The sequence below is a fragment of the Rhodophyticola sp. genome (assembly GCF_965284195.1).
Classification (GTDB): domain Bacteria; phylum Pseudomonadota; class Alphaproteobacteria; order Rhodobacterales; family Rhodobacteraceae; genus Rhodophyticola.
This window is the reverse complement of the sequence record NZ_CBDIRM010000001.1, coordinates 1,114,300-1,138,778: the sequence shown is the minus strand read 5'-3', so window position 1 is coordinate 1,138,778 and position 24,479 is coordinate 1,114,300. Positions and strand designations below refer to the sequence as shown.

The 24,479-nt window shown below is 65.7% G+C and carries 23 protein-coding genes; 13 read left to right on the top strand and 10 right to left on the bottom strand.

Annotated features, from left to right (window positions below):
* Window positions 1–38 precede the first annotated feature (38 nt).
* The 7 genes from ACQ651_RS05660 to ACQ651_RS05630 all read right to left on the bottom strand — a co-directional run bounded on the left by ACQ651_RS05660 (window position 39) and on the right by ACQ651_RS05630 (window position 7,935).
* On the bottom strand, window positions 39–1,094 hold the full coding sequence (locus ACQ651_RS05660) for a glycosyltransferase family 4 protein (RefSeq protein ID WP_430448695.1): 1,056 nt from the start codon (window positions 1,092–1,094) through the stop codon (window positions 39–41).
* Window positions 1,091–2,692, bottom strand: coding sequence for an ABC transporter permease (locus ACQ651_RS05655; protein WP_430448694.1), 1,602 nt, complete (start codon window positions 2,690–2,692; stop codon window positions 1,091–1,093). Before ACQ651_RS05655 ends, ACQ651_RS05660 begins: the two co-directional genes overlap by 4 nt.
* The gene (locus tag ACQ651_RS05650; RefSeq protein ID WP_430448693.1) at window positions 2,689–3,468 is read right to left on the bottom strand and encodes an ABC transporter ATP-binding protein; all 780 of its coding nucleotides are present in this window, start codon (window positions 3,466–3,468) and stop codon (window positions 2,689–2,691) included. The genes ACQ651_RS05655 and ACQ651_RS05650 overlap by 4 nt, the downstream gene beginning before the upstream one ends.
* A gap of 7 nt (window positions 3,469–3,475) precedes the next feature.
* Window positions 3,476–4,477 (bottom strand): ABC transporter substrate-binding protein, encoded by a 1,002-nt coding sequence (locus tag ACQ651_RS05645; protein ID WP_430448692.1) that lies wholly within the window; start codon window positions 4,475–4,477, stop codon window positions 3,476–3,478.
* Window positions 4,478–4,565: 88 nt separating this feature from the next.
* Window positions 4,566–5,516 carry a lysylphosphatidylglycerol synthase transmembrane domain-containing protein gene (locus ACQ651_RS05640; protein ID WP_430448691.1) on the bottom strand — a complete coding sequence of 317 codons (951 nt, stop codon included), beginning with the start codon at window positions 5,514–5,516 and terminating at the stop codon, window positions 4,566–4,568.
* 2 nt (window positions 5,517–5,518) lie between these two features.
* Window positions 5,519–7,213, bottom strand: coding sequence for a sulfatase (locus ACQ651_RS05635; RefSeq protein ID WP_430448690.1), 1,695 nt, complete (start codon window positions 7,211–7,213; stop codon window positions 5,519–5,521).
* On the bottom strand, window positions 7,162–7,935 hold the full coding sequence (locus ACQ651_RS05630; RefSeq protein WP_430448689.1) for a CDP-alcohol phosphatidyltransferase family protein: 774 nt from the start codon (window positions 7,933–7,935) through the stop codon (window positions 7,162–7,164). Before ACQ651_RS05630 ends, ACQ651_RS05635 begins: the two co-directional genes overlap by 52 nt.
* A gap of 104 nt (window positions 7,936–8,039) precedes the next feature.
* Between ACQ651_RS05630 and ACQ651_RS05625 the strand changes: the two genes are divergently transcribed.
* Window positions 8,040–8,603 (top strand): cytochrome b, encoded by a 564-nt coding sequence (locus tag ACQ651_RS05625; protein WP_227287499.1) that lies wholly within the window; start codon window positions 8,040–8,042, stop codon window positions 8,601–8,603.
* Window positions 8,604–8,628: 25 nt separating this feature from the next.
* On the opposite strand, the gene ACQ651_RS05620 is transcribed toward ACQ651_RS05625, so the two are convergent.
* Window positions 8,629–9,378 carry an endonuclease/exonuclease/phosphatase family protein gene (locus tag ACQ651_RS05620; protein ID WP_430448688.1) on the bottom strand — a complete coding sequence of 250 codons (750 nt, stop codon included), beginning with the start codon at window positions 9,376–9,378 and terminating at the stop codon, window positions 8,629–8,631.
* Between the two features lie 456 nt (window positions 9,379–9,834).
* Between ACQ651_RS05620 and ACQ651_RS05615 the strand changes: the two genes are divergently transcribed.
* From ACQ651_RS05615 to ACQ651_RS05560, 12 genes are all read left to right on the top strand, one after another.
* A complete protein-coding gene (locus ACQ651_RS05615; protein ID WP_227287501.1) occupies window positions 9,835–10,482 on the top strand; it encodes a helix-turn-helix domain-containing protein in 648 nt (215 codons plus the stop codon).
* A complete protein-coding gene (locus tag ACQ651_RS05610) occupies window positions 10,479–12,050 on the top strand; it encodes an ABC transporter substrate-binding protein (RefSeq protein WP_430448687.1) in 1,572 nt (523 codons plus the stop codon). Before ACQ651_RS05615 ends, ACQ651_RS05610 begins: the two co-directional genes overlap by 4 nt.
* Before the next feature lie 67 nt (window positions 12,051–12,117).
* A complete protein-coding gene (locus ACQ651_RS05605; RefSeq protein ID WP_430448686.1) occupies window positions 12,118–13,146 on the top strand; it encodes an ABC transporter permease in 1,029 nt (342 codons plus the stop codon).
* Window positions 13,143–13,976 carry an ABC transporter permease gene (locus ACQ651_RS05600; RefSeq protein WP_227287504.1) on the top strand — a complete coding sequence of 278 codons (834 nt, stop codon included), beginning with the start codon at window positions 13,143–13,145 and terminating at the stop codon, window positions 13,974–13,976. Before ACQ651_RS05605 ends, ACQ651_RS05600 begins: the two co-directional genes overlap by 4 nt.
* The gene (locus tag ACQ651_RS05595) at window positions 13,973–14,842 is read left to right on the top strand and encodes an ABC transporter ATP-binding protein (protein ID WP_430448685.1); all 870 of its coding nucleotides are present in this window, start codon (window positions 13,973–13,975) and stop codon (window positions 14,840–14,842) included. Before ACQ651_RS05600 ends, ACQ651_RS05595 begins: the two co-directional genes overlap by 4 nt.
* The gene (locus tag ACQ651_RS05590) at window positions 14,839–15,636 is read left to right on the top strand and encodes an ABC transporter ATP-binding protein (protein ID WP_227287506.1); all 798 of its coding nucleotides are present in this window, start codon (window positions 14,839–14,841) and stop codon (window positions 15,634–15,636) included. The genes ACQ651_RS05595 and ACQ651_RS05590 overlap by 4 nt, the downstream gene beginning before the upstream one ends.
* Window positions 15,633–16,115, top strand: coding sequence for a GAF domain-containing protein (locus tag ACQ651_RS05585; RefSeq protein ID WP_227287507.1), 483 nt, complete (start codon window positions 15,633–15,635; stop codon window positions 16,113–16,115). The genes ACQ651_RS05590 and ACQ651_RS05585 overlap by 4 nt, the downstream gene beginning before the upstream one ends.
* Window positions 16,116–16,118: 3 nt before the next feature.
* Complete coding sequence (locus tag ACQ651_RS05580) at window positions 16,119–18,194, top strand: hydantoinase/oxoprolinase family protein (protein ID WP_430448684.1); 2,076 nt, start codon at window positions 16,119–16,121, stop codon at window positions 18,192–18,194.
* Window positions 18,191–19,840: a hydantoinase B/oxoprolinase family protein gene (locus tag ACQ651_RS05575; protein ID WP_430448683.1), complete on the top strand. Its 1,650-nt coding sequence runs from the start codon at window positions 18,191–18,193 to the stop codon at window positions 19,838–19,840. Before ACQ651_RS05580 ends, ACQ651_RS05575 begins: the two co-directional genes overlap by 4 nt.
* Before the next feature lie 59 nt (window positions 19,841–19,899).
* Window positions 19,900–20,691: an aspartate/glutamate racemase family protein gene (locus tag ACQ651_RS05570; protein ID WP_430448682.1), complete on the top strand. Its 792-nt coding sequence runs from the start codon at window positions 19,900–19,902 to the stop codon at window positions 20,689–20,691.
* Entirely contained in the window at window positions 20,691–21,776 is a 1,086-nt protein-coding gene (locus ACQ651_RS05565; RefSeq protein WP_430448681.1) for a M24 family metallopeptidase, read from the top strand. Before ACQ651_RS05570 ends, ACQ651_RS05565 begins: the two co-directional genes overlap by 1 nt.
* Window positions 21,769–23,325: a hydantoinase B/oxoprolinase family protein gene (locus ACQ651_RS05560; protein ID WP_430448680.1), complete on the top strand. Its 1,557-nt coding sequence runs from the start codon at window positions 21,769–21,771 to the stop codon at window positions 23,323–23,325. The genes ACQ651_RS05565 and ACQ651_RS05560 overlap by 8 nt, the downstream gene beginning before the upstream one ends.
* 72 nt (window positions 23,326–23,397) lie before the next feature.
* Here the strand turns inward: ACQ651_RS05560 and ACQ651_RS05555 are convergent, their stop codons facing one another.
* Complete coding sequence (locus tag ACQ651_RS05555; RefSeq protein WP_375552290.1) at window positions 23,398–23,607, bottom strand: YgaP family membrane protein; 210 nt, start codon at window positions 23,605–23,607, stop codon at window positions 23,398–23,400.
* Window positions 23,608–23,673: 66 nt separating this feature from the next.
* Window positions 23,674–24,354: a Crp/Fnr family transcriptional regulator gene (locus ACQ651_RS05550; protein ID WP_430448679.1), complete on the bottom strand. Its 681-nt coding sequence runs from the start codon at window positions 24,352–24,354 to the stop codon at window positions 23,674–23,676.
* Window positions 24,355–24,479 lie beyond the last annotated feature (125 nt).

Here is a 24,479-nt window from a genome sequence, read left to right as displayed (position 1 = left end):
CACTCGCGCAATGTCCTCTGTCGCCCGCCCTGCCCCACTCACCTCCGGGGTTTCAGCCCGTTCAGGACCTGCCCCGCGATGCGAGCCGTGTCCTGCCATGTGGGCCGCGCCGCGCCCGCACGTTTCGCGCAGGCCTCCATGCCCGCGCGCAGGGTCTTGTCCGTCAGGATGCGGGCAATCGCATCGGCCAAATCGTCGGGCGCATCGGGCGGAACAAGAAGGCCCGCCCCGGAAGGGACCGTGTGGGGCACCGCCCCGGTATCGCAGGACACGATCGGCAGACCCCATGCCAGCGCCTCGTCGAACACCATTCCGTAACCCTCGTAGCGGGTGGCGAGCGCAAAGAGCGAGGCCTGAGCGAATAGCGCGTCGAGATCCGCCTGCGGGATGCGGCCGGCAAGGGTCACCCGGTCTGCAAGTGCGAGGTGATCCAGCAGCCGCGCCAGATCCTCCGCGCAGGCCGCATCATGGGCTGAGCCCACGATCACCGCGCGCCAGCGGAGATCCCGAAGCCCCGCCAGCGCGCGCAGAAGAACATCGTGCCCCTTGCGCGGATGCTGGATGCCGACCGATAGGATCAGCGGCGGATCAACCGGTGCGCGGATGCCGCTCGGCCGCTCGCTTCCCGGTTGCGCGATGGTGATCCGCTGCGCGGGAACGGCATATTGCGTTGTCAGGATATGGGCGGTGTGGCCGCTTGGCACCAGAACCTCCGCCGCGAGCGCCAGATTGGCACGCTCGGTCCGGAACAGATGGTCGCGCAATGCGGGGTCGAGACCGGTTTCCAGCGCCAGCGGGTGATGGATCATCGCCACGATCGGCGCGCGCACCTGTTGCAGCCCGGCGGTATCGATCGCGCCATAGACCAGCCCGTCAAGGATCAGGGCCCGTTCGGGGCTAAGCGAGCGCAGGGATGTCACGGCATGGTTCATATCGGCGAGCGTGGGTTCGGGGAAGGACGCGCCGAGTTGCAGATGCGTCACGTCATGGCCCAGTGCGCGCAGTTCGTGCAACAGACGCCGTTCGTAGATGTACCCACCGGTTACCGTGGCGATGTCACCCGGGATCGCGAAGGCGGCGGCGCGCGGGGTCATTGCAATTGCTCCGGCGCGTAGACGCGAAATACCCGCCTTTCCAAGACACCGACCCCCGCATATCCGAGCGCGGAGAGGATCGAGACGAGAACCACAGAACTCCACAACATGTCGTAATCCGACAAGGACGCGGAAAGCGCCATGAGACTGCCGATGCCGTTGCCGGTTGCCAGCCATTCCACGACCGTGACCGCCAGCACCGAGGCCGGCACGTTCATCCGGGCCGCCGCGAAGAAGGCCGGAAGCATCGCCGGAATGCGCACCCGGATCAGTTGCTGGACCGGCCCTGCGGCGTAGCTGTCAAGCACGTCGATGATCCGCCCGGGGGCCTGGCGCAGACCGTGCAGGCAGGCCACGAATGTCGGAAAGAAGACCATGATCGCGACCAGAACCACGGTGCCGAGCGCGCCGCGCCCGAGGATCAGGACCACAAGCGGCGCCGTCGTGATGATCGGAACCGAACGCAGCGCGATGGCCAGCGGCATGGCCACGCCCGCGATCCGCGGGACAAGGACGATGAGCATGGCAAGCAGCGCCCCCGCGGCAAGGCCCGCCAGATAGCCCGGAACGAGGAATATGGCCGTTTGACCAAGCGCCTCGGCCAGAGTGCTGCGCGTGGCCGCCGCATCGGGCGCCAGAACCAGCGCCGAGAACACCTCCCACGGGCCTTTCGCGAAAAACGGGTTGAGGTCCAGAAGCGCCAATGCCCCCCACCAGAGCAGAAGCGCGGCGGCCCCGGTCAGCAGCAGGCCGCGCAAGGCGCCCTGCCCCCGGCCCCCCTTCCCCGCCCCGGTGGGCGCGGCAAGGATGACCGGCGGCTCGTGATGCAGAAACCGTCTCGCAAGCCAGCCAATGGCCAGATAGCTCAGCACGGCCACAAAGGTCGCGACCGTGGCCAGCGCCCATGTCATGTCGACATTCATGGACCGCATGGCGCGCAGGGTCAGCACGCCCATGCCCCGTTCCGCCCCGGTGAACTCCCCGATCATCGCGCCAAGAAAGGCGGCGGGCGCAGCGATCTGCAAACCGGCGACAAGATAGGGCAACGCCGCCAGCGCCCGCACGTGCAGCAGCGCGGCCAGCCGCCCGCGGCCATAGCTCTGCACCAGATCGAGCCACCCCGCCGGCACGGCCCGGAGCCCGACCAGAAGGGGGATCAGCGTCGTGTAATAGACCGCCAGCGCCGCCAGCACGATCTGCGGCCAGGGCCCGGGTCCGAATACCACGCGCAGGATCGGCCCCGTCGCCACCAGCGGCAGGCAGAAGACCAGAAGGGCCAGCCCGCGCACCACCCCGTCGCTTCGCGGCCAGACACTGGCGAGCACGGCAAGGGCGATGGCCGCAAGGTTGCCGATGACGAACCCGGCCGCCGCATTGGCCAGGGTCACGGCCAGTGCGCGGCTCATGAGCCCGAGGTTCTCGTAGAGGTAGACAAGGATCGCCGAAGGCGGGGCCAGAACGAAGGCATCGGCCAGCGCACGGCCAAGAACTTCCCACAGCAGCAGGGCCAGAAGCGGACCGGGGAGAAGGCGGCTTAGCCCGCGCAGCGGGCCGTTTCGCGCCGGCGCGTCGGCGCGCAGGGGACGGGCGATGATCATTGTGCCGCTTTCGGCAGGTTTCGGGCCATGCCTTGGGACAGGGCCGCAAAAACCCTCTCCACGATCCGGGCGAATTGCGGCTCCCGGGACAGGCTCTGCCGCCGCGGTCGCGGCAGGTCGACCGGGATATCGGCCACGATATCCGCAGGGCGCGGCGACAGGACCACGATGCGGTCCGCAAGCATCACCGCCTCGGTTACGGAATGGGTCACGAGAAGCGTCGTGGTTCCGCGCGCCTCCCAGATACCGGGCAGATCGCTGGCCAGTTGCTTGCGGGTCAGCTCGTCCACTGCGCCGAAGGGTTCATCCAGCAACAGAAGTCTTGGCCGGGTGACTAGCGCGCGCGCAATGGCGGCGCGCTGGCGCATGCCGCCCGACAGCTCGGCCGGGCGCGTATCGGCGAACCCCTCAAGGCCGACCAGATGGATCAGCTGATCGATATCGGCGGCGTTTTTCGGGCGTCGCGCAAGGGCGCAGGCCAGCTCGATATTCTGGCGAACGCTGCGCCATGGCAGAAGCGATGGATCCTGGAAGGCCACCGACAATGCCGCCTCCCGCAGGGTATCGGCGGGCGGATGCCCATCGATCGTGATCTCGCCGGCGGTGGGTTCTTCCAGCCCTGCCACCATGCGCAACAGCGTGGACTTGCCGCATCCCGACGGGCCGACCAGCGCGGTCGTCTGGCCGGAGGCGAATGTCAGGTCGATGGGGCTGACCGCCTCGACCGATCCGCCGAAGGTCTTGGCCAGCCCGGTGCAGACGACGGAAACCGACATCGCCCGCTCAGGCGCCGCGCACCTCTTCCAGGATGGAGCGGTCCCACAGATCGGGCGTGACCGTCCGGCCCAGAAGGGCGAGCGTCTCGATGTTCGCGGCCACCGTCTCGTCGGTCCACCAGCCGAAGCCGTTCGCGTCGGTCAGGTCCGAGAACATCAGCGGCACCTGCCGGGCGGCCTGAAGTCGTTGGGTCTCCGGATCGAGCCCCGCATCCGGGAACATCTCCAGCGTCAGGGCGGCGGCGGCATCGGTGTCTTCGCGATAGGCCTCCCAGCCACGCACTTCACCGGCCATGAGCGCCACGATCTCCGCCCGGCGATTGGCAAGACTGTCATCGGTCGCGATATAGGTCTGGGAATGGACCGCATAGCCGTGATCGGCCATCAGCATCGTCACGTTGTCCACACCCTGAATGGTCATCGCCACCGGCAGGTCGGTTTCCCAGCACAGCAGGCAATCCACCTCGCCCGCGACCAGCGGCTGCGGCGAATACTGGGTCGGCACCACCTCGATGGCATCGATATCCACGTCATTAAGCCTGCACAGCGCCTCCAGAACCGGGGTGTTCGCCAGCGCCATGCCGATCCGCATGCCCTCCATATCCGACGGAACGTTGACCGGATTGGCCGCAAGGGAGGCGATGACGAACGGGTTCTTCTGCATCGCGACACCGATGATCCGGAAGGGCGCGCCCTGCTCTACGGCGGCGGCGGTGTAATCGGCGGCGGAAATGCCCACAAGCGCCGCACCGGAGACGACCGGCGGCTCCACCGGCGCGTTTGGCCCGCCCGCCACCAGCGTCACGTCAAGCCCGCCGTCGCGCCACCATCCGCGCTCAAGCGCGATATAGCTGCCGGCGAATTGCGTCGAATGCAGCCAGGAGAGCTGGAGGCTGACCGGAACCTGCGCCCACCCGCGCTGCGGGAAAACACCCATGGCTCCGGCACCCAGAACCGCCCCGCCCGCGCCAAGAACGTGCCGCCGCGTAATCCCTGCTGCTTTCTTCATCGTATTTCCCCGCTTTCTGAAAATGGTCTGATCCAGGCCCTTGAACCCATTGGATTTCGGTCGTTTCAATTGCATCACATTACTTAGGTCAGTGCCGCCCGGTGACAGGCGCATTTGGTCGCATCCAGGTCAGCATCATCCCGGGCAGGACCGTCGCCAGCAGGACAAGGCCAAAGGCAACGCTTGTCGCAAGCCCTTCACTCATAGCCGCCCCGAACACCGGGAACAACACTGCCGCCGCGCCCTCCCGCAGGCCCCAGCCGCCGATCGACAGCGGCAGGACCATGGCGAAAAGGATCAGCGGCACGATGGTTACCACCGCCAGAACAGGCACCGCCACACCAAGAGCCGCGGCGCAAAAGGCAAAGGCCACGACATTGCAAAGCGCCGTTCCAAGACTGAGCATCGCCTGTTGCTTCCATATATCGCGCGCCGCAACCGAATGGATGAAGGCGCGCATGACCCTGTGCAGACCATGCGCCGACACGGGCCCGGCACGCAGACTGATCGCGATGGCGGCAAAAAGACATACCGCAGCGATCAACACGCCCCAGATCGGCACCATCGCGCCGGCTGGCCAGCCGGGGCCGATCGGGAAAAAGACGCTTGCCAGGAGGCCCGCTAGCAGAACGGCAAGCAGGCCGATCTGGCCCGCGATCCGTTCGAAAACAACGGCCTGACCGGAAACGAACAGGCCCGCCTGCCCCCGCGCCCGCACCGCGCGCCCAGCATCGCCAAGCACACCGCCGGGCAAGGACTGGTTCACGACCTGCGACAGGTAGTATTCGCGCACCGCGTCGTTGCGGGAAATCGCGATCCCGAGCCGGGCGGCGGTCAACCGCCAGCGCAGTGCCGACAAGAGCGTCTGGAGCGTGAGCGCAAGCGCCGCCGCCGCCAGCCAGTAGGGATCGGCCGCCCGCAGCATCGCTAGCGCCTGCCAGCCATCGCCCACCCGCCAAAGCAGCACGGCAAGACCGGCGAGAACCGCGACCTGTGCGGCCCGGATCAGCATGGGGGAAACGGTAAATCGCCGCGGCATGCTCAGTTGACCGCCCCCGTATCGGTTTGCGTGAAATACGCGTTCAGCAGGATGTCGCGCATCCGGTCCATCGGCATGGCCGTCGCGTCATCGTCGGGCCGCAGCCCGGGATAGGGTGCGGCGTCGGTCAGCCGCGCGACCAGCGGTTCGGGTCCGATCACATGGATCGGCACATCGGGCCGTTCGTCCAGACCAATGAATTCCGCCGCCTGATGATCGCCGACGATAATCATCAACGGCGGCTCGGTCGCATGGCGCAGGGCATATTCCAGAACCGCGCGCAGGGAATAGTCGACGGCCAGCCGGTATTGCGCCCGGATCCGCTCCCGATCCCGCCAGACGACCTCGGGCGGGTCGCCCGACGCCGCCACCGCGTTGAAGATCGTCCCGTCGCCGATATCTTCCCAGGGAACGATATCGGGCACCGGCACCCATGGCGCATGGGAGGAGACCAGCGCCACCTGCGCAAAAAGCCGCCTTGTGTCATCGCCGCTGCGCAGCAGCCGGTCCAGCGCGGCCAGCGTGAACTGATCGGGCATCGTCACCCAGTTGAAAGGCAGCCCCCGATAGCCGAGATCGGCCGCGACCAGAACCGTTTCAAACCCCATCCGGTCCGCCTCTGGCCAGTCAAGCGTGATTTGCGGCATCACGGTCGCGGTCCGGAACCCGCTGTTCGCGGCGTGGTGAAACAGGCTCTCGCGTCCGCTGGAAAGCGCGGCGCCATAGCGGATCTGGTTGTCCACCCACAGCCCGTTGGCGAAGGTCGCATGGGCCAGCCAGCTTTGCCCGCCGCGGGTGGGCGATGTCAGATAGCCCGACCGCATGGCAAGCCCGCGCCCCGCAAGGCGGGATTCGTACCCGGCCAGCGTTTGCCGATGCAGCCCGGCATAAAACGGCGTGTCGAAACTCGTTCGTCCATAGCTTTCGATGAAGATGACAAGCACGTCCCGGTCGATCGCATCGAAAAGACCGGGGGCGTCGATGAACGGATCGCGGGCGGCTTCGGCGCGAAAGCTGCGCAGCTCGGACAATGTGGTCTGCACCATCTCGACCCGTTCCACGCCCACGCGGGCGGTGAAGGCGGTTCCGGGCGGATCGAAGGGCAGCAGCGTCCAGCGCCCCATGGTCTGCCCGATCTCGGCCGCGGCGATCACGCCGGACAGGGCCGCGGCCAGGCCGGAGAGACCGGCGACAACCGGGCGCGCATTCACCCGCGCCCAGACCCCCGTGGCCCACCATATCAGCGCGGCCAGCAGCAGAAGGGACGCCGCCGCCCCCAGAATCGCGGCCAGCGCCGCAGGCCCGCCGAACGTGCCCTTCAGAAGCCGCAGGAACGCATCGACAAGCGCCAGATCGGCCACAGGGTTGAAGCCCCGCGACAGCGCGCTGAAGCTTATGAAATCCGCGGTCTTCAGAAGAACGATGAGGCAAAGGACAAAGGTCAGGGCAGCCCGCAGCGGACCGGACACACGGGTTTGCCCGAGGGCGATCAGCGCCAGCAGGATCGCAGGCAGTTCCAGCGGAAACACAGACAGCGCGCCCCAGCCCATGGCATCGGGGTGGTTCGGCTGGATCAGGACAAGATGCAGGACAAGTGCCGCAAGCAGAAGATGAAGCGTCCGGCGCAGACCGGCATGGGGGATTGTCATGACCGCCGTGCCAGCCAGAGCCAGCGCAGGTCGCGCCAGAACGACCATGCCACCGCCGCCGCGGCCCCCCAGACCATCAGGTCGGACACCGGCCTGCCGATGACCGGCATCAGCACCAGAAGCAGCGCCCCGATCTGGAGCACGCAAACGACCTTGCGGCTGAACCTCCGGGGCAGATCGCCGCCCAGCCATGGCAGGACACCCTGCGCCGCGAGGAAGATGTAACGCGGGAGGCCCAGAAGGATCACATAAGCCCCGACACTGCCGCTCTGATAGGCCAGAAGCGCCAGAACCAGCGCCAGAACCGAGTCGACCTCCATGTCGAAACGGGCCCCGAAGGCCGACACATAGCCCTCGCGCCGGGCCAGCCAGCCATCGACGCCATCCAGCAAAAGGGCGAGCGAAGCGAGTGTGAAGACGGCCCATGGATGGCCGCCTGAGGTGATCAGCGCGGCCAGGAGCACCGAGACGAACATCAATCGAAAAAGAGTGACCGTGTTGCAGAGCCCGATCCCCGGATGCGGGTAGCTCGCACGCAGCGCCAGAACCGCCACCGCAAGCGCCAGGCCGTAAAACCCCGCGCCGACAAGCACGCCTGCCGGCAGAATATCGCCGACCAGCACCGACCCCATCGCCATGACGCCGGGAAATCCGACGACGCCCACGGCCAGAAACTGTGCAGTCGGGCTCAGGTTCCTGATCGACGCCGCCAAACCGGGCCGCCGGCTGGCGGCATGCGCCGCACCAGAGAGCTTATTCTGAAAAGCCATGTTTTGTTTGGGGACTATGCCCTTGCTCACTCTGTAATATTGGGATCAAGATGGCCCATGAAGGCGAATTGGCAATCGATAAACCATAGCGAGGTCGCTCGAAAATGACAATTCCGGCATCATCCTATCGGCCCCCTGCCCGATGGCTGCACTGGATCATGGCGCTTCTGGTCCTGCTCACGATCCCGGCGGGAATGCTGATGGTGCAGGAAGGGATCAGCCGGCCGCTTCAGAACACGCTGTTCGTGTTCCACAAGAATGTGGGGGTTTTGCTGGGCCTTCTGGTCGTGATCCGGCTGGTTTACCGCTGGCGCTCCCCGCCGCCGCCCGAACCTGCGCATCTGCCCGCGTGGCAGGCAAGGATCGCGGGGCTGACCCATACCCTGCTTTATGCGCTTTTGGTCATCATGCCGGTTGCCGGATATGTCCGTGTGAAAGCGGGCGGATTTCCGATCGAGTCCCTCGATGCGATAGGTCTTCCTGCGCTTGTTCCGCGCTCCGATGCGCTGGCGGAGGTTGCCAAATCCATACATTTCTATGGCGGTGTGGCCATCGCGATCCTGGTTGCGATGCATATCGGCGCGGCCCTGCATCACGGGATCATCAAGCGCGATGGCGTGTTTTCCCGCATGTGGCCGCGGAAGGCCGGTAAGCCCGGAGGGGCCTGATCCCAAGTTTCCGAATGGCCCGTACCTAGGGCGCCAGCCTCACCCGCGCCCAGAGCGGCCGGTGGTCGGAGGCCATCCGGATACCGGGCCCGTCCAGCACCCGCAGATCCTCCACCCGCCCGGACGCATTCGTCAGAACGCGGTCAAGCGGCAGCCGTGGCCTGCGGATTGGAAATGTGGCCCGCGCCGGGCCGTGAAACGCCTGCCCCAGCACCGGCTTCGACAGGGCAAAACCGCCCCATGGACGCCATTCGTTCAGATCGCCGCACAAAATGACGGGCCGGGTATCGTCGCCGTCCAGATGTCGGCCGATCCTTCGCATCTGAACGATCCGCAGCATCTGCGACAGCGACAGATGGGTGACAACGAAGCGCAGGCGGCGTCCGGCGCGGGCGGCATCCACCATGACCGCCCCCCGTGGGCAGACCAGCCCCGGAAGATCGATCAGCCGCACGGATTCCACCAGGATATCCGGGTGCAGATAAACCACGACGCCCAGAAATCCGTGACTGTCCGGCCCGGATCTGCTGTCCGGGTCATCCTGCACATGGCGCAGGCCGGTGATCGCCTCGATCTCAGAGATGTTCAGGACGCCGTGATGGGGCGGCGCCTCTTCATCGGCTTCCTGAAGAAACATCGCCTCGGTGCCGGGATGCCAGACCTCGTTACGCAGCACATCAAGCGTGCGATCCGGATCGACCCGGCCGTCATTGCCCCGGCCACGATGGATATTCCAGCTGATGCAGGCCAGCGTATCGGGCATCGGGGTCGCCATGGTCTCGCGCTCCGCATCAGGGGCCTCACCGCGTCTCACCGTTGGACAGAAAAAGCCCGCGATCTTCAAGCCGAAACACTTATGGCCAAGCATCCTGCCGGCGGGTGCACGGTCCTACCCAGCATTGAGCCGGTTCCTGATGAGCGCGATCCGAGTGACAGGCTGCGATTCCCCCGGAAACTACACGCGCTTGCCGAGATCCGTGCCTGGCGCGGGATCTCTCTGGCCATTGCGGAGGCGTTCTTCGCCGGACGGGGTGAGTGATCTGCACAGTGTCATCGAACGTCACCACCTTCCCGCGACTTTTCCCGTATTGTCAAAGTCCTGTACGCTGCTCATCACAGCTAGAAACGGCGCGTTCCGGTTGCCGGCCCATGTCATGGGACCCTCATCCGGATTTTAACTGGGCTAAAAATTCCTTGACTCACGCGCTCTAGATCCACCACGGTTTTAGTCATGCTAAAACCACAACCCTTCGAAGAAGCCCCCTCGAACCTCGGTCCGGCCCTCCGCGCCCGCCGCAAGGAACTCGGGATGACGATGCAGGCGGTGGCCGACGCCGCCGGATTGTCGGTCGGCTTCATCAGCCAGATCGAGCGCGGACTGGCCGCGCCGTCGCTGTCCTCGCTTGCGGGGCTCGCCGAAGTCTTGCAAAGGCCGATCAGCGACTTTCTCGTCCAGCCGGGGGCGGACGGGAACACGACCCGCCAGAACCGGCGCGTGACCTATTCGGTCGATATGTCCGGCCCGTCCTACGAGCGGATTTCGACCAAGTTCAGCGGCTCTCAGCTGACCTCGGTGATCGTGCATGAACCGCCGGGCCGCCGCAGCGAACCGATCAGTCACCGCGGCGAGGAGATGTTCTTCGTGCTGGCCGGCGAGGTCACGGTGGAGATCGAGGGCCAGGCGGAGGTTCTGGGCCCGGGGGATTCGATCCATTTCGACAGCAACCGCGTCCATTCCACATGGAACCATACCGATCAGACGGTCTCGCTCCTCTGGTGCGGGACGATGGACATGTTCGGCGACGCGCCCGCCCCCATTCACAAGAACGCTCCGGAAAACGGGGCAGGCATCCCCAACCCAACAGGAGATACCCCATGACGACGAAACGGATGTTGCTGGCCGCGGCCCTTGCGGCAGCCACCTCTCTCACCTCCCCCGCCGTAGCGCAAAGCGTGCTCAGGCTCGATGAGGTTGCGGTTGGCGAACTGGACCCGGCCAAGGCGTCGGACTACGCCGACTCGATCCTGATGTTCAATATCTACGACACGCTGGTCCTGCCGCGGCAGGGCGGACCCGGCCATGATCCGCATCTGGCCACAGCGTGGGAAGTGGATGGCTCCAGCTACACCTTCACCCTGCGCGACGATGTGACATTCCAGTCGGGCAACCCGCTTCGCGCCGCCGATGTGGTTTATTCGCTGGAGCGGATGCAGGCCATGGGTCAGGGCCTGTCCTATCTCTTCTCCGGTGTGACCGCCGAAGCGGTGGACGAGCACAGCGTGCGCTTCACGCTGGAGGAGCCCTATGCGCCCTTCGTGGCCTCGCTGGTGCGCTTGCCGATCGTCGACCAGATGCTGGTGGAGGAAAACGCAACCGGTGACGACCCCTGGGCCGAAGCGTTCCTCTCGGCCAATGGTGCGGGCACCGGCGCGTACACGGTCTCCTCCCACAATCCGCAGTCGGAAACCGTGATGGCGGTCAACGACGGGTACTTCCTGCCCATCAACGACGCCGCACCGGATCAGGTGCGCCTGCGTTATGGGCTTGAGGCCGCCACGGTCCGCACCCTGCTGGCCCAGGGCGAGCACGATATCGCGAGCCAGTGGCTCCCGCCCGAGGTGATCCGCGCCCTGGCCGCGGACGGCGCCCAGCTTCTCACCGAAAGCGGCACCGGCGCATTCTATGTCAAGCTCAACACCACCCGTCCGCCGCTGGATGACGTGAACTGCCGGCGCGCGCTCGGCCACGCCTTCGATTACGGCACCGCGATGCAGATGATCGCCATCACAGACGAGATCAGCCAGGGCAGCCCGGCAACCGGCGCAATCCCGGTGGGCATGTTCGGCGCAAACGGCCCCGAAATGGCGCTTTCCCGCGACATGGCGGCGGCAGAGACCGCGATGGCGGCCTGCCCCTATGCGCCCGAAGACTGGAACCTTGAAATCACCTGGATCGCGGAGGTGCCGATCGAGGAGCGCTTCGCATTGCTGATGCAGGCGAACTTCGCGGAACTGGGCATTTCCTCCTCGATCGAGACACTGCCCTGGGCCCTGTTCACGGAACGGGTAAGCACACCCGAAAACACCCCGCATATCAGCCAGATCTTCGTCAACGCGGTCACCGGCGATCCCGACACGCTGCTTTATGGCATGTACCATTCGTCCGTGCCTGGAACATGGCAGTCGCCGGAGTATCTCGATGATGCGGCGGTCGATGCGGCACTGGAGGCCGGACGGGTCGGTGCGACCGATGCGGAGCGTGCGGCGGCCTATGGCCAGCTCAACGCCCGGTTGATGGAACTGGCGCCCACGATCTACGGCTTCGACCGGCAATCGGTCTTCGCCGCATCGGACCGCGTGCGCGCCCCGGCGCTGAGCGATCCCGGCATGGCCTTCGGCCTTGACGGCATGGGCTTCAGCTTCCGCCTGATGGAAATGGTCGAGTAGCCAGTCTCTCTTTCTCTCTCCCTGCCCGGGCTCCGTGATGGGGCCCGGGCGTATCCGGACCCTGCCCATGCTCCCCGTCCTGCGCATTCTTCTGCGGCGGCTTGGCATCTCTGCCGTCGTGCTTGTCGGCGTCTCGATGCTGATCTTCGCCATCGCCCGCGTCATTCCCGGCGACCCGGCGCGCATCGCCCTGGGGCCAAGCGCCTCTGCCGAACAGGTGACCGCGCTCCGCGCCGAGATGCATCTCGATGAGCCGTTGGTGGCGCAATACGGCCATTTCGTCTCCGACGTGCTGCGCGGCGATCTGGGGCAATCGCTCTACACCAACCGGCCCGTCACGCGGGACATCGCCGAATTCCTGCCCGCCACGCTGGAACTGGTGATCTTTGCCGGCATCCTGATGGTGGCGCTCGGCCTGCCGCTCGGCATACTCGCCGCACGTCATCGGGGCCGCTGGCCCGATCATCTGATTCGTGTTCTGACGCTTCTGACGGTGTCTGCGCCAAGCTTTGTCTGGGCGGTGATCCTGATGCTGCTTTTCGCCTTCTATCTGCCGCTGTTTCCGGTGGCGGGGCGGATTTCCGATATCTACGAGATCGAGCGGGTGACCGGCTTTCTGACAGTCGATACGCTGCTGGCGGGCAATTTCGCCGCCTTCGTCGACGCGCTGCATCATCTGGTCCTGCCCGCGGTGGCGCTTGCGCTTTCGGGGATCGGACAGGCCGCGCGGCTGACCCGCGCCAATATGGTCGAAACCTATCAGAAACCATACATCGAGATGGCGCAGGCTTACGGTTTCTTCCCGTCCCGGATCGCGCGCAGCTATGCGTTCAAACCCTCGCTGATCCCGTCCCTGACCATCATCGGCCTCGATTTCGCGGCGATGCTGGGCAACGCCTTTCTGGTGGAGGCAGTCTTCGCCTGGCCGGGGCTGAGCCGGTACGGCGTGAACGTGATCCTCAGAAAGGATCTCAACGCGATCATGGGAACCGTGCTGATCATCGCGCTGACATTCCTGATCGTGAATATCATCGTCGATCTGCTGATCGCCTTCCTGAACCCGCGCATCCGGCACTCCACGAGGGCCGCGTCATGATCCGGAGCCTGCGCATCATCGCGGCCAATCCGCTCTCGCTGACCGGGCTGATCCTCGTGCTGCTCGTGGTGCTTGCGGCCGCCCTCGCCCCGTGGATCGCGCCGTTTCCGACCCATAACGGCGCGATTGTGGATTTCGCCTACGCCAATCAGGCCCCGAACGCGCGCAACTGGATGGGCACCGATCTGGTGGGCCGCGATATCTTCAGCCGCATCCTTTACGCCTATCAGATCAGTCTGCTGCTCGGTGTCGTGGTGCTGGCCATAGCAACCCCGATCGGCACCGTCGTGGGCCTGCTGGCGGGCTATCTCGGCGGTTGGGCCGAAGCGGTGCTGATGCGGATCGTCGATATCTTCCTGTCGATCCCGCCGCTGGTGCTGGCCATCGCGGTAATGGGGGTGCTGGAGCCGACGCTGACCAACGCCATGATCGCCGTCACCGCCATGTGGTGGCCGTGGTACGCGCGGCTGGTCTATTCCATCGCCCGCTCCGAACGGGAGGAAGGCTATGTGCTGGCCGCCGAGGTGATCGGCGCGCCCACGGCCCATATCGCCTTCCGGGAGATCCTGCCCAATTGCCTACCCGCGATCATCACCAAGATGACGCTCGACATGGGCTTCGTGATCATCATCGCCTCCTCGCTCTCCTTTCTGGGTCTGGGCGTGCAGCCGCCCACGCCCGATCTGGGCTCGATGGTGGCGGAAGGCGCGCGCTATCTGCCCGACAGCTGGTGGCTGACGGTCTTTCCGGGCCTTGCCATCCTGCTCGCCGTCTTCGGCTTCAACCTGCTCGGCGACGGGTTGCGCGACGTTCTGGGGGTCGACGAATGAGTGACATTCTGGACATCCGCGACCTGACGCTTGCGTTCAAGGGACATCGCGGCCTGACGGAGGTTCTGCACGGCATCTCTCTCAGGATCGCGGCGGGCGAGCGCGTGGCCCTGGTCGGCGAAAGCGGCTCGGGCAAATCGGTCACCGCGCGGATCATTCTCGGCCTGTTGCAGGAAACCGGCAGCGCGCGCGTCGCCGGACAGGTGGCCTTCGACGGGCGTGACATCATGGCGATGCATCCGCGCGACCGGGCCGCACTTCGCGGCACCGAGATCTCGATGATCTTTCAGGATCCGACCTCCTCTCTCAATCCGACCTTCACGATCGGGCGGCAATTCGCCGAGGTAATGCACAGGCGCGCGCCCCGATTGAGCCGCGCCGCCTGCAATGCACGCGCGACGGAGATGCTCGAAGAGGTCTCGATCCCCGATCCGGCAAGGGTGCTCGACGCCTATCCCTTCCAGTTGTCGGGCGGCATGAACCAGCGGGTGATGATCGCCATGGCGCTTGTCAATCACCCCAAGCTGCTGCTGGCCGATGAGCCCGGGACCGCGCTTGACGTCTCGGTGCAGGCCCAGACCCTGCGGTTGATGCATGATCTGGTGGAAGACCATGGCACCGCGGTTCTGTTCATTTCCCACAATCTGGGCGTGGTCCGGGAGTTCGCCGACCGGGTCTATGTGATCTATCGCGGCCGGATCGTGGAGGAAGGCGCCACGGATGCCGTTTTCCATGCGCCCGGCCATGCCTATACCCGCGCGCTGATGGATGCGGTGCCGCGGATCACCGGCGTGGGCCTGCCCGAAGTGCCCGAGGTCAGCGAGGCGTTTCTCGCCCCCATGGTCCGGCACGGGAGCGCATCATGAGCCTGTTGCGGATCGACGGCGTCTCCAAGACATTCCAGACCGCGGGCGGGCCGGTGCATGCGGTGCGCGACGTCTCGCTTGAGGTCGCGCAGGGCGAGTGCCTCGCCGTGGTCGGCGAAAGCGGTTCGGGCAAGACGACGCTCGCCAACATGATCCTCGGCATTCTGGCGCCAAGCGCGGGCGAGATCGTCTTCGGCGGCACGCCGCTCGCCGCCCGCCGCAGCCCGGCGCAGCGCCGCGCGATCCAGCTTGTGCAGCAAAACCCGCTTTCCGCGCTCAACCCGAAGCGAAGCGTCGGCGCCTCCGTGCGGCTGGGGCTCGATGTCTATGGCATCGGAACCCGGGCCGACCGGTGGGACCGGGTCGAGGCCGCGCTGGAGGAAGTGGGCCTGCCGGCCGATATGCGCCGGCGCGGCCCCGCCGCCTTGTCGGGCGGGCAACGCCAGAGGGTCGGCATCGCCCGGGCGCTGGCCTGCGAGCCGGATCTGGTGGTGCTTGACGAGCCCACATCGGCACTTGACGTGCTGGTTCAGGCCCGTGTCCTGCGGCTTCTGAACGACCTGCGGCGCAAGAAGGGGCTGACCTATGTCTTCATCACCCATGATCTCGCCGTGGTCCGAAACGTGGCCGACAGGGTCGCGGTCTTCAAATCCGGTCGGCTGGAAGAGCTTGGGCCCACCGAACGCATCTTCTCCGCACCCGAGCAGCCCTACACCCGCGCCCTGATCGGTGCGGTGCCTGTGGTGGATGACGCGGAGCTCAAGCTCAGAAACACATTGGCGGAGGCACCATGACTGACCTGACCGCGGCATTCGCCGCATCCGATCAACCGGACGCAAGTTTCGACGCGCTGGCGCGACTGGTGGAGGAGACCGTGGGCGCGCGTCTCTTCACGTTGCTGGAAATCGACCATGTGCGCGGCGTGGCGCGGCGCAGCTACTCCAACATGCCCGAGGCCTATCCGGTGTCGGGCGAGAAGGAAATCGAGCCGAACCGGTGGAGCGAGATCGTCAGCGGCCGCCATGAAACCTTCGTCGCCAACTCGATCGAGGAGATCGCCGAGGTCTTCCCCGATCATGCGCTGATCCAGTCGCTTGGATGCGAAAGCTGCATGAACGTGCCCGTGGTCGTGGGCGGGCGCGTGATCGGCACGCTCAACTGCCTGCATGCCGCCGGCCACTACACGCCCGAGAAGGTGGCCGCGGCCGAAACCCTGAAACTGCCCGGTGCGGCGGCATTTCTGCTGGCCGCATCGATCGAGAAAGGAGCCTGAGATATGTCCGAAACGATCGTGCGTGTGGCCACGGATGTGGGGGGCACCTTCACGGATCTGGTGGCATTCGAAACCCGCCCCGACGGCACGATGGACATCGTGACCGCCAAATCGGACACCACGCCGCCCGATTTCGAAACCGGTGTCCTGAACGTGCTGAAAAAGGGCGGGATCGCACCGGAAGACGTGGATTTCATGGCCCATGGCACCACCGTGGTGATCAATGCCCTGACCGAACGCAAGGGCGTCAAGGTTGGCCTGATCACCACCGAGGGGTTCCGCGACGTGCTGGAGATCGCGCGCGGCAACCGGCCCGATTTCTTCAACCTGCACTACGTCAAGCCCGCGCCGTTCGTGCCACGCCATCTTCGCGCGGAGGTGCCGGGCCGGATGACCTATCGCGGCGCGGAGCGTGCGCCGCTCGATCTTTCGGGGCTTCCCGACCTTCTGGAAACCTTCCGCGCCGAAGGCGTCGAGGCCGTGGCGATCTGCCTTCTGCACGCCTATGCCAACACCTCCCACGAAGAGGCCGTCCTGGCAGAGGTCCGCCGGCTCTGGCCCGAGGTCTCGGTCGTGGCCAGTCATCAGATCACCCGCGAATGGCGGGAATACGAACGCACCAACACCGCCGTGCTTTCCGCGTTCGTCCAGCCCGTGGCGGCCCGCTATCTGGGCAAGCTCGATGAAGGGCTGAAGGCGCAAGGCCTGCCCAAAAGCCCCTACATCATGCAATCGAACTGCGGCGTGGACAGTCTGAAGGCCACCTCCGCGGTGCCGATCACCATGGTCGAAAGCGGCCCCGCCTCGGGGTTCTGGGGTGCCGCGGAACTGGGCAAGCTGATCGGCGAGCCCAATATCCTCGCGCTCGATATCGGCGGCACCACCGCGAAATGCTCCCTGATCGAAGGCGGCGAGGTGCGGATCATGACGGACTACTGGATCGAACGCAGCCGGACCTCGGCGGGCTATCCGATTATGGTCCCGGTCGTGGATCTGGTGGAGATCGGCAACGGCGGCGGCTCGATCGCCTGGGTCGATGATTTCGGCAAGCTCCATGTCGGGCCGCACTCCGCCGGCGCCCTGCCCGGGCCCGCCGCCTACGGCAAGGGCGGCAAGGAGGCCACGACCACCGATGCCAATCTGTGGCTGGGCCGGATCAACCGCGACTTCTTCTGCGGCGGAGAGATCGACGCCGATATGGAGGCCGCAGGCGCAGCGCTGAAAGCGGTGGGCGACAGGCTCGGTGTCTCGGTGGACGAGGCCGCCGAGGGCATCATCCGCATCGCCAACAACAACATGGTCAACGCGTTGAAACTCGTCAGCCTCAACCGGGGCCATGACACGCGCGATTTCACGCTTCTCGCCTTCGGCGGCGGCGGCGCGATGCATGGTGTGGCGCTTGGCCAGGAATTGCAGGTGAAAAAGGTCGTGGTGCCCAATGCGGCCTCGGTCTTTTCCGCCTGGGGCATGATGATGTCGGATCTGCGCCGGGATTACTTCGTCACGCAACTGGTCGATCTGGCCGATGGTGCGGGCGATGTGATCGAGGATGTCTTCGCCACGGCCGAAGCGCAGGCGCGCGCCACATTCGAGGCCGAAGGCGTCGACCCCGCGAAGATCGGCTTTCTACGCTACGGCAAGTTCCGTTACCAGAATCAGGAACATACGACCGAAGTGCCGCTTGACGGCCCGGTGACCGATGCCGCCCTCGATCGCATCACAAGCGATTTCCACGAAGCCTATGAGCGCGAATACACTTACCGGCTGGACGCGCCGGTCGAGATGGTGGGCATCCATCTGGTGGCCCGCGCCGAGGTCGGCAAGCTGACAATGCGGCCCGCCGAGATCGGACCGCCGGAGGCGAAACCGGCCCTGAAGGGCACGCGTCAGGTCGATTACGCGCTTGAGGGCAAGCATCAGGCCGACATCTATGACGGCGAGAAACTCGCGCCCGGCATGGCCTTCAGCGGGCCGGCAGTCATCGAAGATCCGGGCACGACGGTCGTGGTCCATCCCGGCAACCGGGTGGAGATCGACGCCTATCGCAACATCCACATCTATCTGGAGGGCCCGGCATGAGTGGCGCAAACGATCCGATCACGCTGGAGATCATCCAGAACTCCCTGCAGGCCACCGCCGACGAGATGTTCGCGGCGATGCGCAAGACGGCCATGTCCTCGATCATCTACGAGGTGCTGGACATGGGCACCGGCATCACCGATGCCCAGGGGCGCATCGCGTCGTCGGGCGCGGGAATTCCGGCCTTTATCGGGGTTCTCGACAAGTCGGTGCAGTTCATCCTGTCCAAGCACAAGGATATCCGGCCGGGCGACGTGTTCATCACCAATGATCCGTGGCATGGCGGGGTGACGCATCTGAATGATCTGGTGCTGGCGATGCCTGTCTTCTCGGGCGAGCAGCTGATCGCGTGGACCGCCAATATCGCGCATAATTCGGATGTGGGCGGCATGGCGCCCGGCTCTCTCTCGGGGGAGGCGACCGAGATCTTTCAGGAAGGCCTGCGGTTGCCCGCGGTCAAGCTGATCCGTGAGGGCGAGACCGATCAGGCGGTGATGGACATCATCACCACCAATTCGCGGATGCCCGATTTCCTGCTTGGCGATGTGTGGGCCGCGATCGCCGCGGTGCGTGTCGGGGCGAAACGGCTGCAGGAGCTGGCAGTCAAATACGGCACCGAGACCTTCATCCGCGCGATGGACAGTTTCATGGAGTTCGGCGAACGAACCGCCAAGGCGGAACTTGCCAAGCTGCCCCATGGCACGTTCGAGTTGCGCGAGGAACAGGATGACGGACGCATCTTCAACGTGACCGTCACCATCAGCGCCGATGAAATGGTGGTCGATCTGCGCGACAATCCCGACCAGGATCCGGGCTGCACGAACACCTCCCGCGACGGAACGCTGGTCTGCGCGCAGATGGTGTTCAAATCGCTGACCGATCCCGAAACCCCGGCCAATGACGGCTCGTTCCGGCCGCTGAAGGTCCTGACCCGCGAAGGGTCGATCTTCCACGCACAGGAACCCGCAGCCATCGGCTTCTACTTCGAGACCGAGGTCCGGGTCTATGACCTGATCTGGCGCTGCCTTGCGCCACATATCCCCGAGCGTCTGCCCGCCGGGCATTTCAGCTCGATCTGCGGCACCTTCATCGGCGGCATCCATCCAGACACTGGGCGGCAATACACAATCATCGAGCCCCAGATCGGGGGCTGGGGCGCATGGGATGGCCGCGACGGCAACCCGTGTATCTTTTCGGGCTTCCATGGCGAGACCTACAACACGCCGGCCGAGATATCCGAGGCACGGAACGGGTTGTTCGTCGACCGCATGGCGCTCAACACCGCGCCGGGCGGCGAGGGCCGATACAGCGGCGGGCGTGGCCTGATCCTCGAATACCGGATCCGGACCGAGAAAGGCTTTCTGACCGCGGGCTACACCCGCTCGCGGATCAAACCCTGGTCTCTGGAAGGCGGCGAGGAAGGCTCGGGCAATTACGTCGAACTGCGCAAGGCCGATGGCAAGGCGGAAATCTACAGTTTCGTCTCGGGTCTCGATGTCACGACCAATGACGTGATCCGCGTGGTGACGTCCTGCGGCGCCGGCTATGGCGATCCGAAGGCCCGCGACCCCGAGGCCGTGCGCCGCGACATCAAGGATGGGCTGATCACGCCCGAGCGCGCCCGCGAGATCCATGGCGTGACATGACACCGGCCGGGTCCGGCGCCTCGCGAACCGGATCCGCCGCGAACTCAAGGAGATTGAAAATGGTCAAGATCATGTATCACAACCCGCTCGGAAACAGCGATTACGATCAGGTGTTTCTGGATGCGACCACGGCCCACGCCAGACCGGGCACCGAAATCCACGTCACCTCGCTTCCGCCCGAGGATGGCGCATTTGAGCATATCGAGTACCGGTCCTATGAAGGCCGGGTGACCACCGGCGTGATGCGGGCGGTCCGTGCCGCCACGCGCGCGGATTTCGATGCCTTCGTGATCGGCTGCTTCTACGACACCGCCCTGCACGAGGCGCGCGAGTTGTCCGGCGACATGATCGTCGTGGCTCCCTGCATGGCCGCCTGCGAAATCGCGACCTCGCTGGCCAATCGTTTCGGTGTCATCATCGGACGTCGGAAATGGGCCAACCAGATGCATGGCAATATCGTGGAGTATGGTCACGGCGGGCGATGCACGGGCCTCTACCATGTGGAACTGGGCGTGACCGAGTTTCAGGCCGATCACGACGAAACCGAAAGACGCCTGCTTGCGGCCGGCCGCCGCGCGGTCGAGGAGGATTACGCCGAAGCGGTCATTCTGGGCTGCACGCTGGAGATCGGCTTTCACGAGCGGTTGCAGGAGCAGCTTGGCGTACCTGTCATCGACCCCTCCATCGCGGCCTTCAAACGTGCCGAATATGCCGCCGCACTCCGTCGCGATTGTGGCTGGGTTCCGTCGCGCAAATGGACCTGCGAGGCCCCGCCGGAGGAGGAAATGGCCCGTGTCGGCGGGTTCGACGTGAACCGACCCTTTGGAAACCATATTTCGGGAGCAGCCTGATGGACAGATTGAGCAGACTTCGCCATGCGATGAAAACGGAAGGTGTGGACCTTGTCGCGCTTGGACCGGGCGCGCATATGGCCTGGCTTCTGGACGTGCGGCCCCATGGCGACGAGCGCCCGCTGGTGGCCTGCATCACCGCCGATCACGCGGGCTTTCTGATGCCGGGGCTGGAGGCCGACAGCGCCCGGCAGCAGACCGATCTGCCCTTCTACCCGTGGGACGATGCAGACGGGCCGGATGCGGCGCTTGCCGATCTTCTGAGCGAGTTCAACCTGACGGGCGCGCGGTCGCTGGTTCTTGACGAAACCATGCGGGCCGATCATGCCGCCCTCATTCAGGATGCCCTGCCCGGTGCGACACGGCAGTTCACCGCGACGACGGTCGGTGCGTTGCGGATGCGCAAGGATGCCGACGAATACGCAAAACTGAAGGCGAACGCCCGGAGCGCTGATGCCGCGATGAAGGCCGCCTGGGCGGCGATGCGGCCCGGCATGACCGAGACGGAGGTCGCCGATGTCGCACGCGAAAGCTTCCTGTCCCAGGGCGCCAAGCCGCTTTTCACCATCATCGGTGCAGGCCCGAACGGAGCCTTCCCCCATCACCACACGGGCCAAACACGGCTGGCCGGCGGTCAGGCCGTGGTGATGGATATCGGCGCGGGCATGGCGGGTTATTCCTCCGACATCACGCGGATGGCGATCCTCGGGCCGGCGCCGGACGGGTATGACAAGGTTCACGACATCGTCGATGCGGCGGTGGAGGCGGCCCTTGCCGCCGCACGGCCCGGCGTGCCGGCAAAGGCGGTGGACGCCGCGGCGCGCAGTGTCATTGCCGAGGCGGGGTATGGGGACTACTTCCTGCACCGCACCGGCCACGGCATGGGCGTGGAAGTGCACGAGCCGCCCTATCTGACAGGCGCGTCGGAGACCCTGCTGGACGAAGGCATGGTGTTTTCCATCGAACCCGGCATCTATCTGCCCGACCGGTTCGGCATCCGGCTGGAGGAGATCGTCATCCTGCGGGCGGACGGCCCCGAGATCCTGTCGGATCTGCCCCGCGCAGCCGTGCGGATCGATGCCTGACACCTTCACGCTTTCGGTGGTGCAGGCCGCGCTCGAATCCGCCGCCGAGGAGATGTTCGAGGTTCTGCGCAAGACCGCGATGAGCCCGATCATCTACGAGGTGCTCGACGTGGGCACGGGCATCACCGATGCTGAGGGCGCGCTGGTCAGTTCCGGCGCGGGCATCCCCTCCTTCGTGGGTGTGCTCGACAAGACGGTGACCGCCATCCTGGCACAGGAAGGCGCCACCGTCGCGCCGGGCGACGTCTATCTGACCAATGACCCCAATCACGGCGGGGTCACCCATCTCAATGATGTCGTGGTGGCCGAACCGGTCTTCGTCGGGGCGGATTGCGTCGCCTGGGTCGCCTCCATCGCGCATTGGGGCGATATCGGCGGCCGCACGCCCGGCTCGATGGCCACCGATGTGACCGATATCGTTGCCGAAGGCTTGCGACTGCCGATCCTTCGGCTGTTCTCCGGCGGGCGCAAGAACGAGGCGGTGATCGATATCATCCGCTGCAACTCGCGCCTGCCCGATCAGGCGACGGGCGATCTCTGGGCGCAGGTTTCGGCCGGGCGGCGGGCGGGCGCGCTGATCCGCGGGCTGTGCGCGCATTACGGGTCCGATACGTTTCGCGCCGCCATCACCGAAGCGCGCAGGACGGGCCGCGCGCGGGCCGCCGCCGGGCTCGCGCGCCTGCCCCACGGCACGTTCGAAATCGCCCAACCGCAGGATGACGGCAGCGTCTGGCATGCCGGGATCACGATCACGCCGGAGCGCTTCACGGTCGATCTGCGCGATGCGCCGGACCAGACCGAAGGCCCCTACAACACCAGCCGCGACGGCGCGGTCATCGCCTGCCAGATCCTCTTCAAGGCGCTGACGGACCCCGCGCGTTTCGCCAATGCCGGATCCTTCGAGCCGCTCGACGTGCTGACGCGGCCGGGCAGCATATTCGACCCGGGCCCCCACGCCCCCCATGGCTATTACTTCGAAACCCGGATCAGGCTGATCGACATGCTTTGGCGCGGTCTGGCCACGCAGGCGGGCGCCGACCTGCCGGCGGGGCATTTCGCATCGATCTTCGGGACGGTGATTTCAGGGATCAACCCCGATACGGGCCGCCGCTATGCCATGGTCGAGCCGCAGATGGGCGGCTGGGGCGCGACGCCGGACCGGCCCGGCAACGACGCGATGTTCTCCACCAGCCACGGGGACACGTTCAATTGCCCCGTGGAGGTCGCGGAGGCGCGCTATGGCTTTGAGATCGTGGAAAAGACTCTGGGCGACCTAGGCGCGCAACCGGGCGAATGGCCCGGGGGGCGCGGCATCATAACCCGCTTTCGCATGCGGGCCGCCGCGGTCATGTCCGCAGGCTATTCCCATGCGGTCGTACCGGTCTGGCCCCTGCCGGGCGCAAGCGACGGCGGCACAAACAGCCTGTCGCTTCGTCGCGACAACCAAATATTCGAACAGGCGGGTTTCGTAAGCGGGCTCACCCTGCAGCCCGACGACGAGATCTTGCTTGCAACGGCCCGGGGCGGCAATGCCGCCCGGCGGCGCTGACACCGGGCAAGCCGGACAAATCCGCCCGGCCCGCCCTGGGGTGCATGGCCCGCGACCCGCCGCCCGGCACGGTCAGTTCATGCGGCAGGTCTTGATGCCGATCAGGCTGTAAAGCGGGCAATTGCCAAGCACGGAGGTCAGCAGGAAGACCGCCGCGATCGCGATCAAGAGCCAATGCAAAACGCCGGTTGCGGCAAAGCCGGTCCCGAATGCGAGCCCGAGAAGAACAACCGCAACTGCGATCCGTATTCCCCTGTCGATCTTGCCCATATTGGTGGTCATATCCGTCTCCTTCTGGTCGGTTTCCACCAGTATGACACACGATATGTCCGGGGCTCGGTGACTTCGTCACCATTCTCCCGCAGATCGCGTGAGGCGATCCAGCCCGCCACGCCCGACAAGCCGCAGCTCGCCCCGGGATTGCTCCACCCAGCCCCGGCGCTGAAACTCGGCCAGCGTGCGGGAGATCACCTCTCTGGCGGTGCCCAGCTCCGTGGCGAGCATCTGATGCGTGGCCTGCACCACATCCCCCGCACCCGCCAGTTCCAGAAGCCGCCCGGCCAGACGCACGTCCAGACGCCGGAACACGATATCGTCGATCAGCGTGAACAGGGCGGTGATCCGCCGCGAATAGGCCGTGAAGATGAAGTTGCGGAACACATCGGACCGCGCCGCGAGAGCGTCGAACGTGGCGCGCGGAATGGCGACGGCGGACACGTCGCTTTCGGCCAATCCGTCTGCGGAATAGTTCTCGCAGGCCAGCATGCAGGCCGTCGTCAGCACGCAGCTTTCGCCCGCATGCACGCGATAAAGCAGGACCTCGCGCCCGGTGTCCGATTTCTGGTGCACCCGCACCGTGCCTTCCAGCAGCAAAAGCAGGTTGTCGGCGTGTTGTCCGGGCTGGAAAACCTGTGTGCCGGACGGCACCGACACCACCGTGCTGCCCTTGATCAGCTCCGTCTGCATGTCCTCCGAAAGGCTTTGCAACCCTTCGAAATGACGGATCCAGCCCTTGCCTGCATCACCCATGTTTCCGCCCGCCGCGCCATCATTTCATCGAACAGCATCGCGACACCCGCCCTGCCGGCGCATTCCTGTGCCGGCGCATTCCTGTGCCGGGGCCTGTCTGCGCCCAAGCCCGGCACAACCGCCAC

What these genes read in the sequence shown, in the direction of transcription:
- ACQ651_RS05660 (WP_430448695.1), bottom strand. Translation starts at nt 1,094, where the DNA reads ATGACCCCGCGCGCCGCCGCCTTCGCGATCCCGGGTGACATCGCCACG.
- ACQ651_RS05655 (WP_430448694.1), bottom strand. Translation starts at nt 2,692, where the DNA reads ATGATCATCGCCCGTCCCCTGCGCGCCGACGCGCCGGCGCGAAACGGC.
- ACQ651_RS05650 (WP_430448693.1), bottom strand. Translation starts at nt 3,468, where the DNA reads ATGTCGGTTTCCGTCGTCTGCACCGGGCTGGCCAAGACCTTCGGCGGA.
- ACQ651_RS05645 (WP_430448692.1), bottom strand. Translation starts at nt 4,477, where the DNA reads ATGAAGAAAGCAGCAGGGATTACGCGGCGGCACGTTCTTGGCGCGGGC.
- ACQ651_RS05640 (WP_430448691.1), bottom strand. Translation starts at nt 5,516, where the DNA reads ATGCCGCGGCGATTTACCGTTTCCCCCATGCTGATCCGGGCCGCACAG.
- ACQ651_RS05635 (WP_430448690.1), bottom strand. Translation starts at nt 7,213, where the DNA reads ATGGTCGTTCTGGCGCGACCTGCGCTGGCTCTGGCTGGCACGGCGGTC.
- ACQ651_RS05630 (WP_430448689.1), bottom strand. Translation starts at nt 7,935, where the DNA reads ATGGCTTTTCAGAATAAGCTCTCTGGTGCGGCGCATGCCGCCAGCCGG.
- ACQ651_RS05625 (WP_227287499.1), top strand. Translation starts at nt 8,040, where the DNA reads ATGACAATTCCGGCATCATCCTATCGGCCCCCTGCCCGATGGCTGCAC.
- ACQ651_RS05620 (WP_430448688.1), bottom strand. Translation starts at nt 9,378, where the DNA reads ATGGCGACCCCGATGCCCGATACGCTGGCCTGCATCAGCTGGAATATC.
- ACQ651_RS05615 (WP_227287501.1), top strand. Translation starts at nt 9,835, where the DNA reads ATGCTAAAACCACAACCCTTCGAAGAAGCCCCCTCGAACCTCGGTCCG.
- ACQ651_RS05610 (WP_430448687.1), top strand. Translation starts at nt 10,479, where the DNA reads ATGACGACGAAACGGATGTTGCTGGCCGCGGCCCTTGCGGCAGCCACC.
- ACQ651_RS05605 (WP_430448686.1), top strand. Translation starts at nt 12,118, where the DNA reads ATGCTCCCCGTCCTGCGCATTCTTCTGCGGCGGCTTGGCATCTCTGCC.
- ACQ651_RS05600 (WP_227287504.1), top strand. Translation starts at nt 13,143, where the DNA reads ATGATCCGGAGCCTGCGCATCATCGCGGCCAATCCGCTCTCGCTGACC.
- ACQ651_RS05595 (WP_430448685.1), top strand. Translation starts at nt 13,973, where the DNA reads ATGAGTGACATTCTGGACATCCGCGACCTGACGCTTGCGTTCAAGGGA.
- ACQ651_RS05590 (WP_227287506.1), top strand. Translation starts at nt 14,839, where the DNA reads ATGAGCCTGTTGCGGATCGACGGCGTCTCCAAGACATTCCAGACCGCG.
- ACQ651_RS05585 (WP_227287507.1), top strand. Translation starts at nt 15,633, where the DNA reads ATGACTGACCTGACCGCGGCATTCGCCGCATCCGATCAACCGGACGCA.
- ACQ651_RS05580 (WP_430448684.1), top strand. Translation starts at nt 16,119, where the DNA reads ATGTCCGAAACGATCGTGCGTGTGGCCACGGATGTGGGGGGCACCTTC.
- ACQ651_RS05575 (WP_430448683.1), top strand. Translation starts at nt 18,191, where the DNA reads ATGAGTGGCGCAAACGATCCGATCACGCTGGAGATCATCCAGAACTCC.
- ACQ651_RS05570 (WP_430448682.1), top strand. Translation starts at nt 19,900, where the DNA reads ATGGTCAAGATCATGTATCACAACCCGCTCGGAAACAGCGATTACGAT.
- ACQ651_RS05565 (WP_430448681.1), top strand. Translation starts at nt 20,691, where the DNA reads ATGGACAGATTGAGCAGACTTCGCCATGCGATGAAAACGGAAGGTGTG.
- ACQ651_RS05560 (WP_430448680.1), top strand. Translation starts at nt 21,769, where the DNA reads ATGCCTGACACCTTCACGCTTTCGGTGGTGCAGGCCGCGCTCGAATCC.
- ACQ651_RS05555 (WP_375552290.1), bottom strand. Translation starts at nt 23,607, where the DNA reads ATGACCACCAATATGGGCAAGATCGACAGGGGAATACGGATCGCAGTT.
- ACQ651_RS05550 (WP_430448679.1), bottom strand. Translation starts at nt 24,354, where the DNA reads ATGGGTGATGCAGGCAAGGGCTGGATCCGTCATTTCGAAGGGTTGCAA.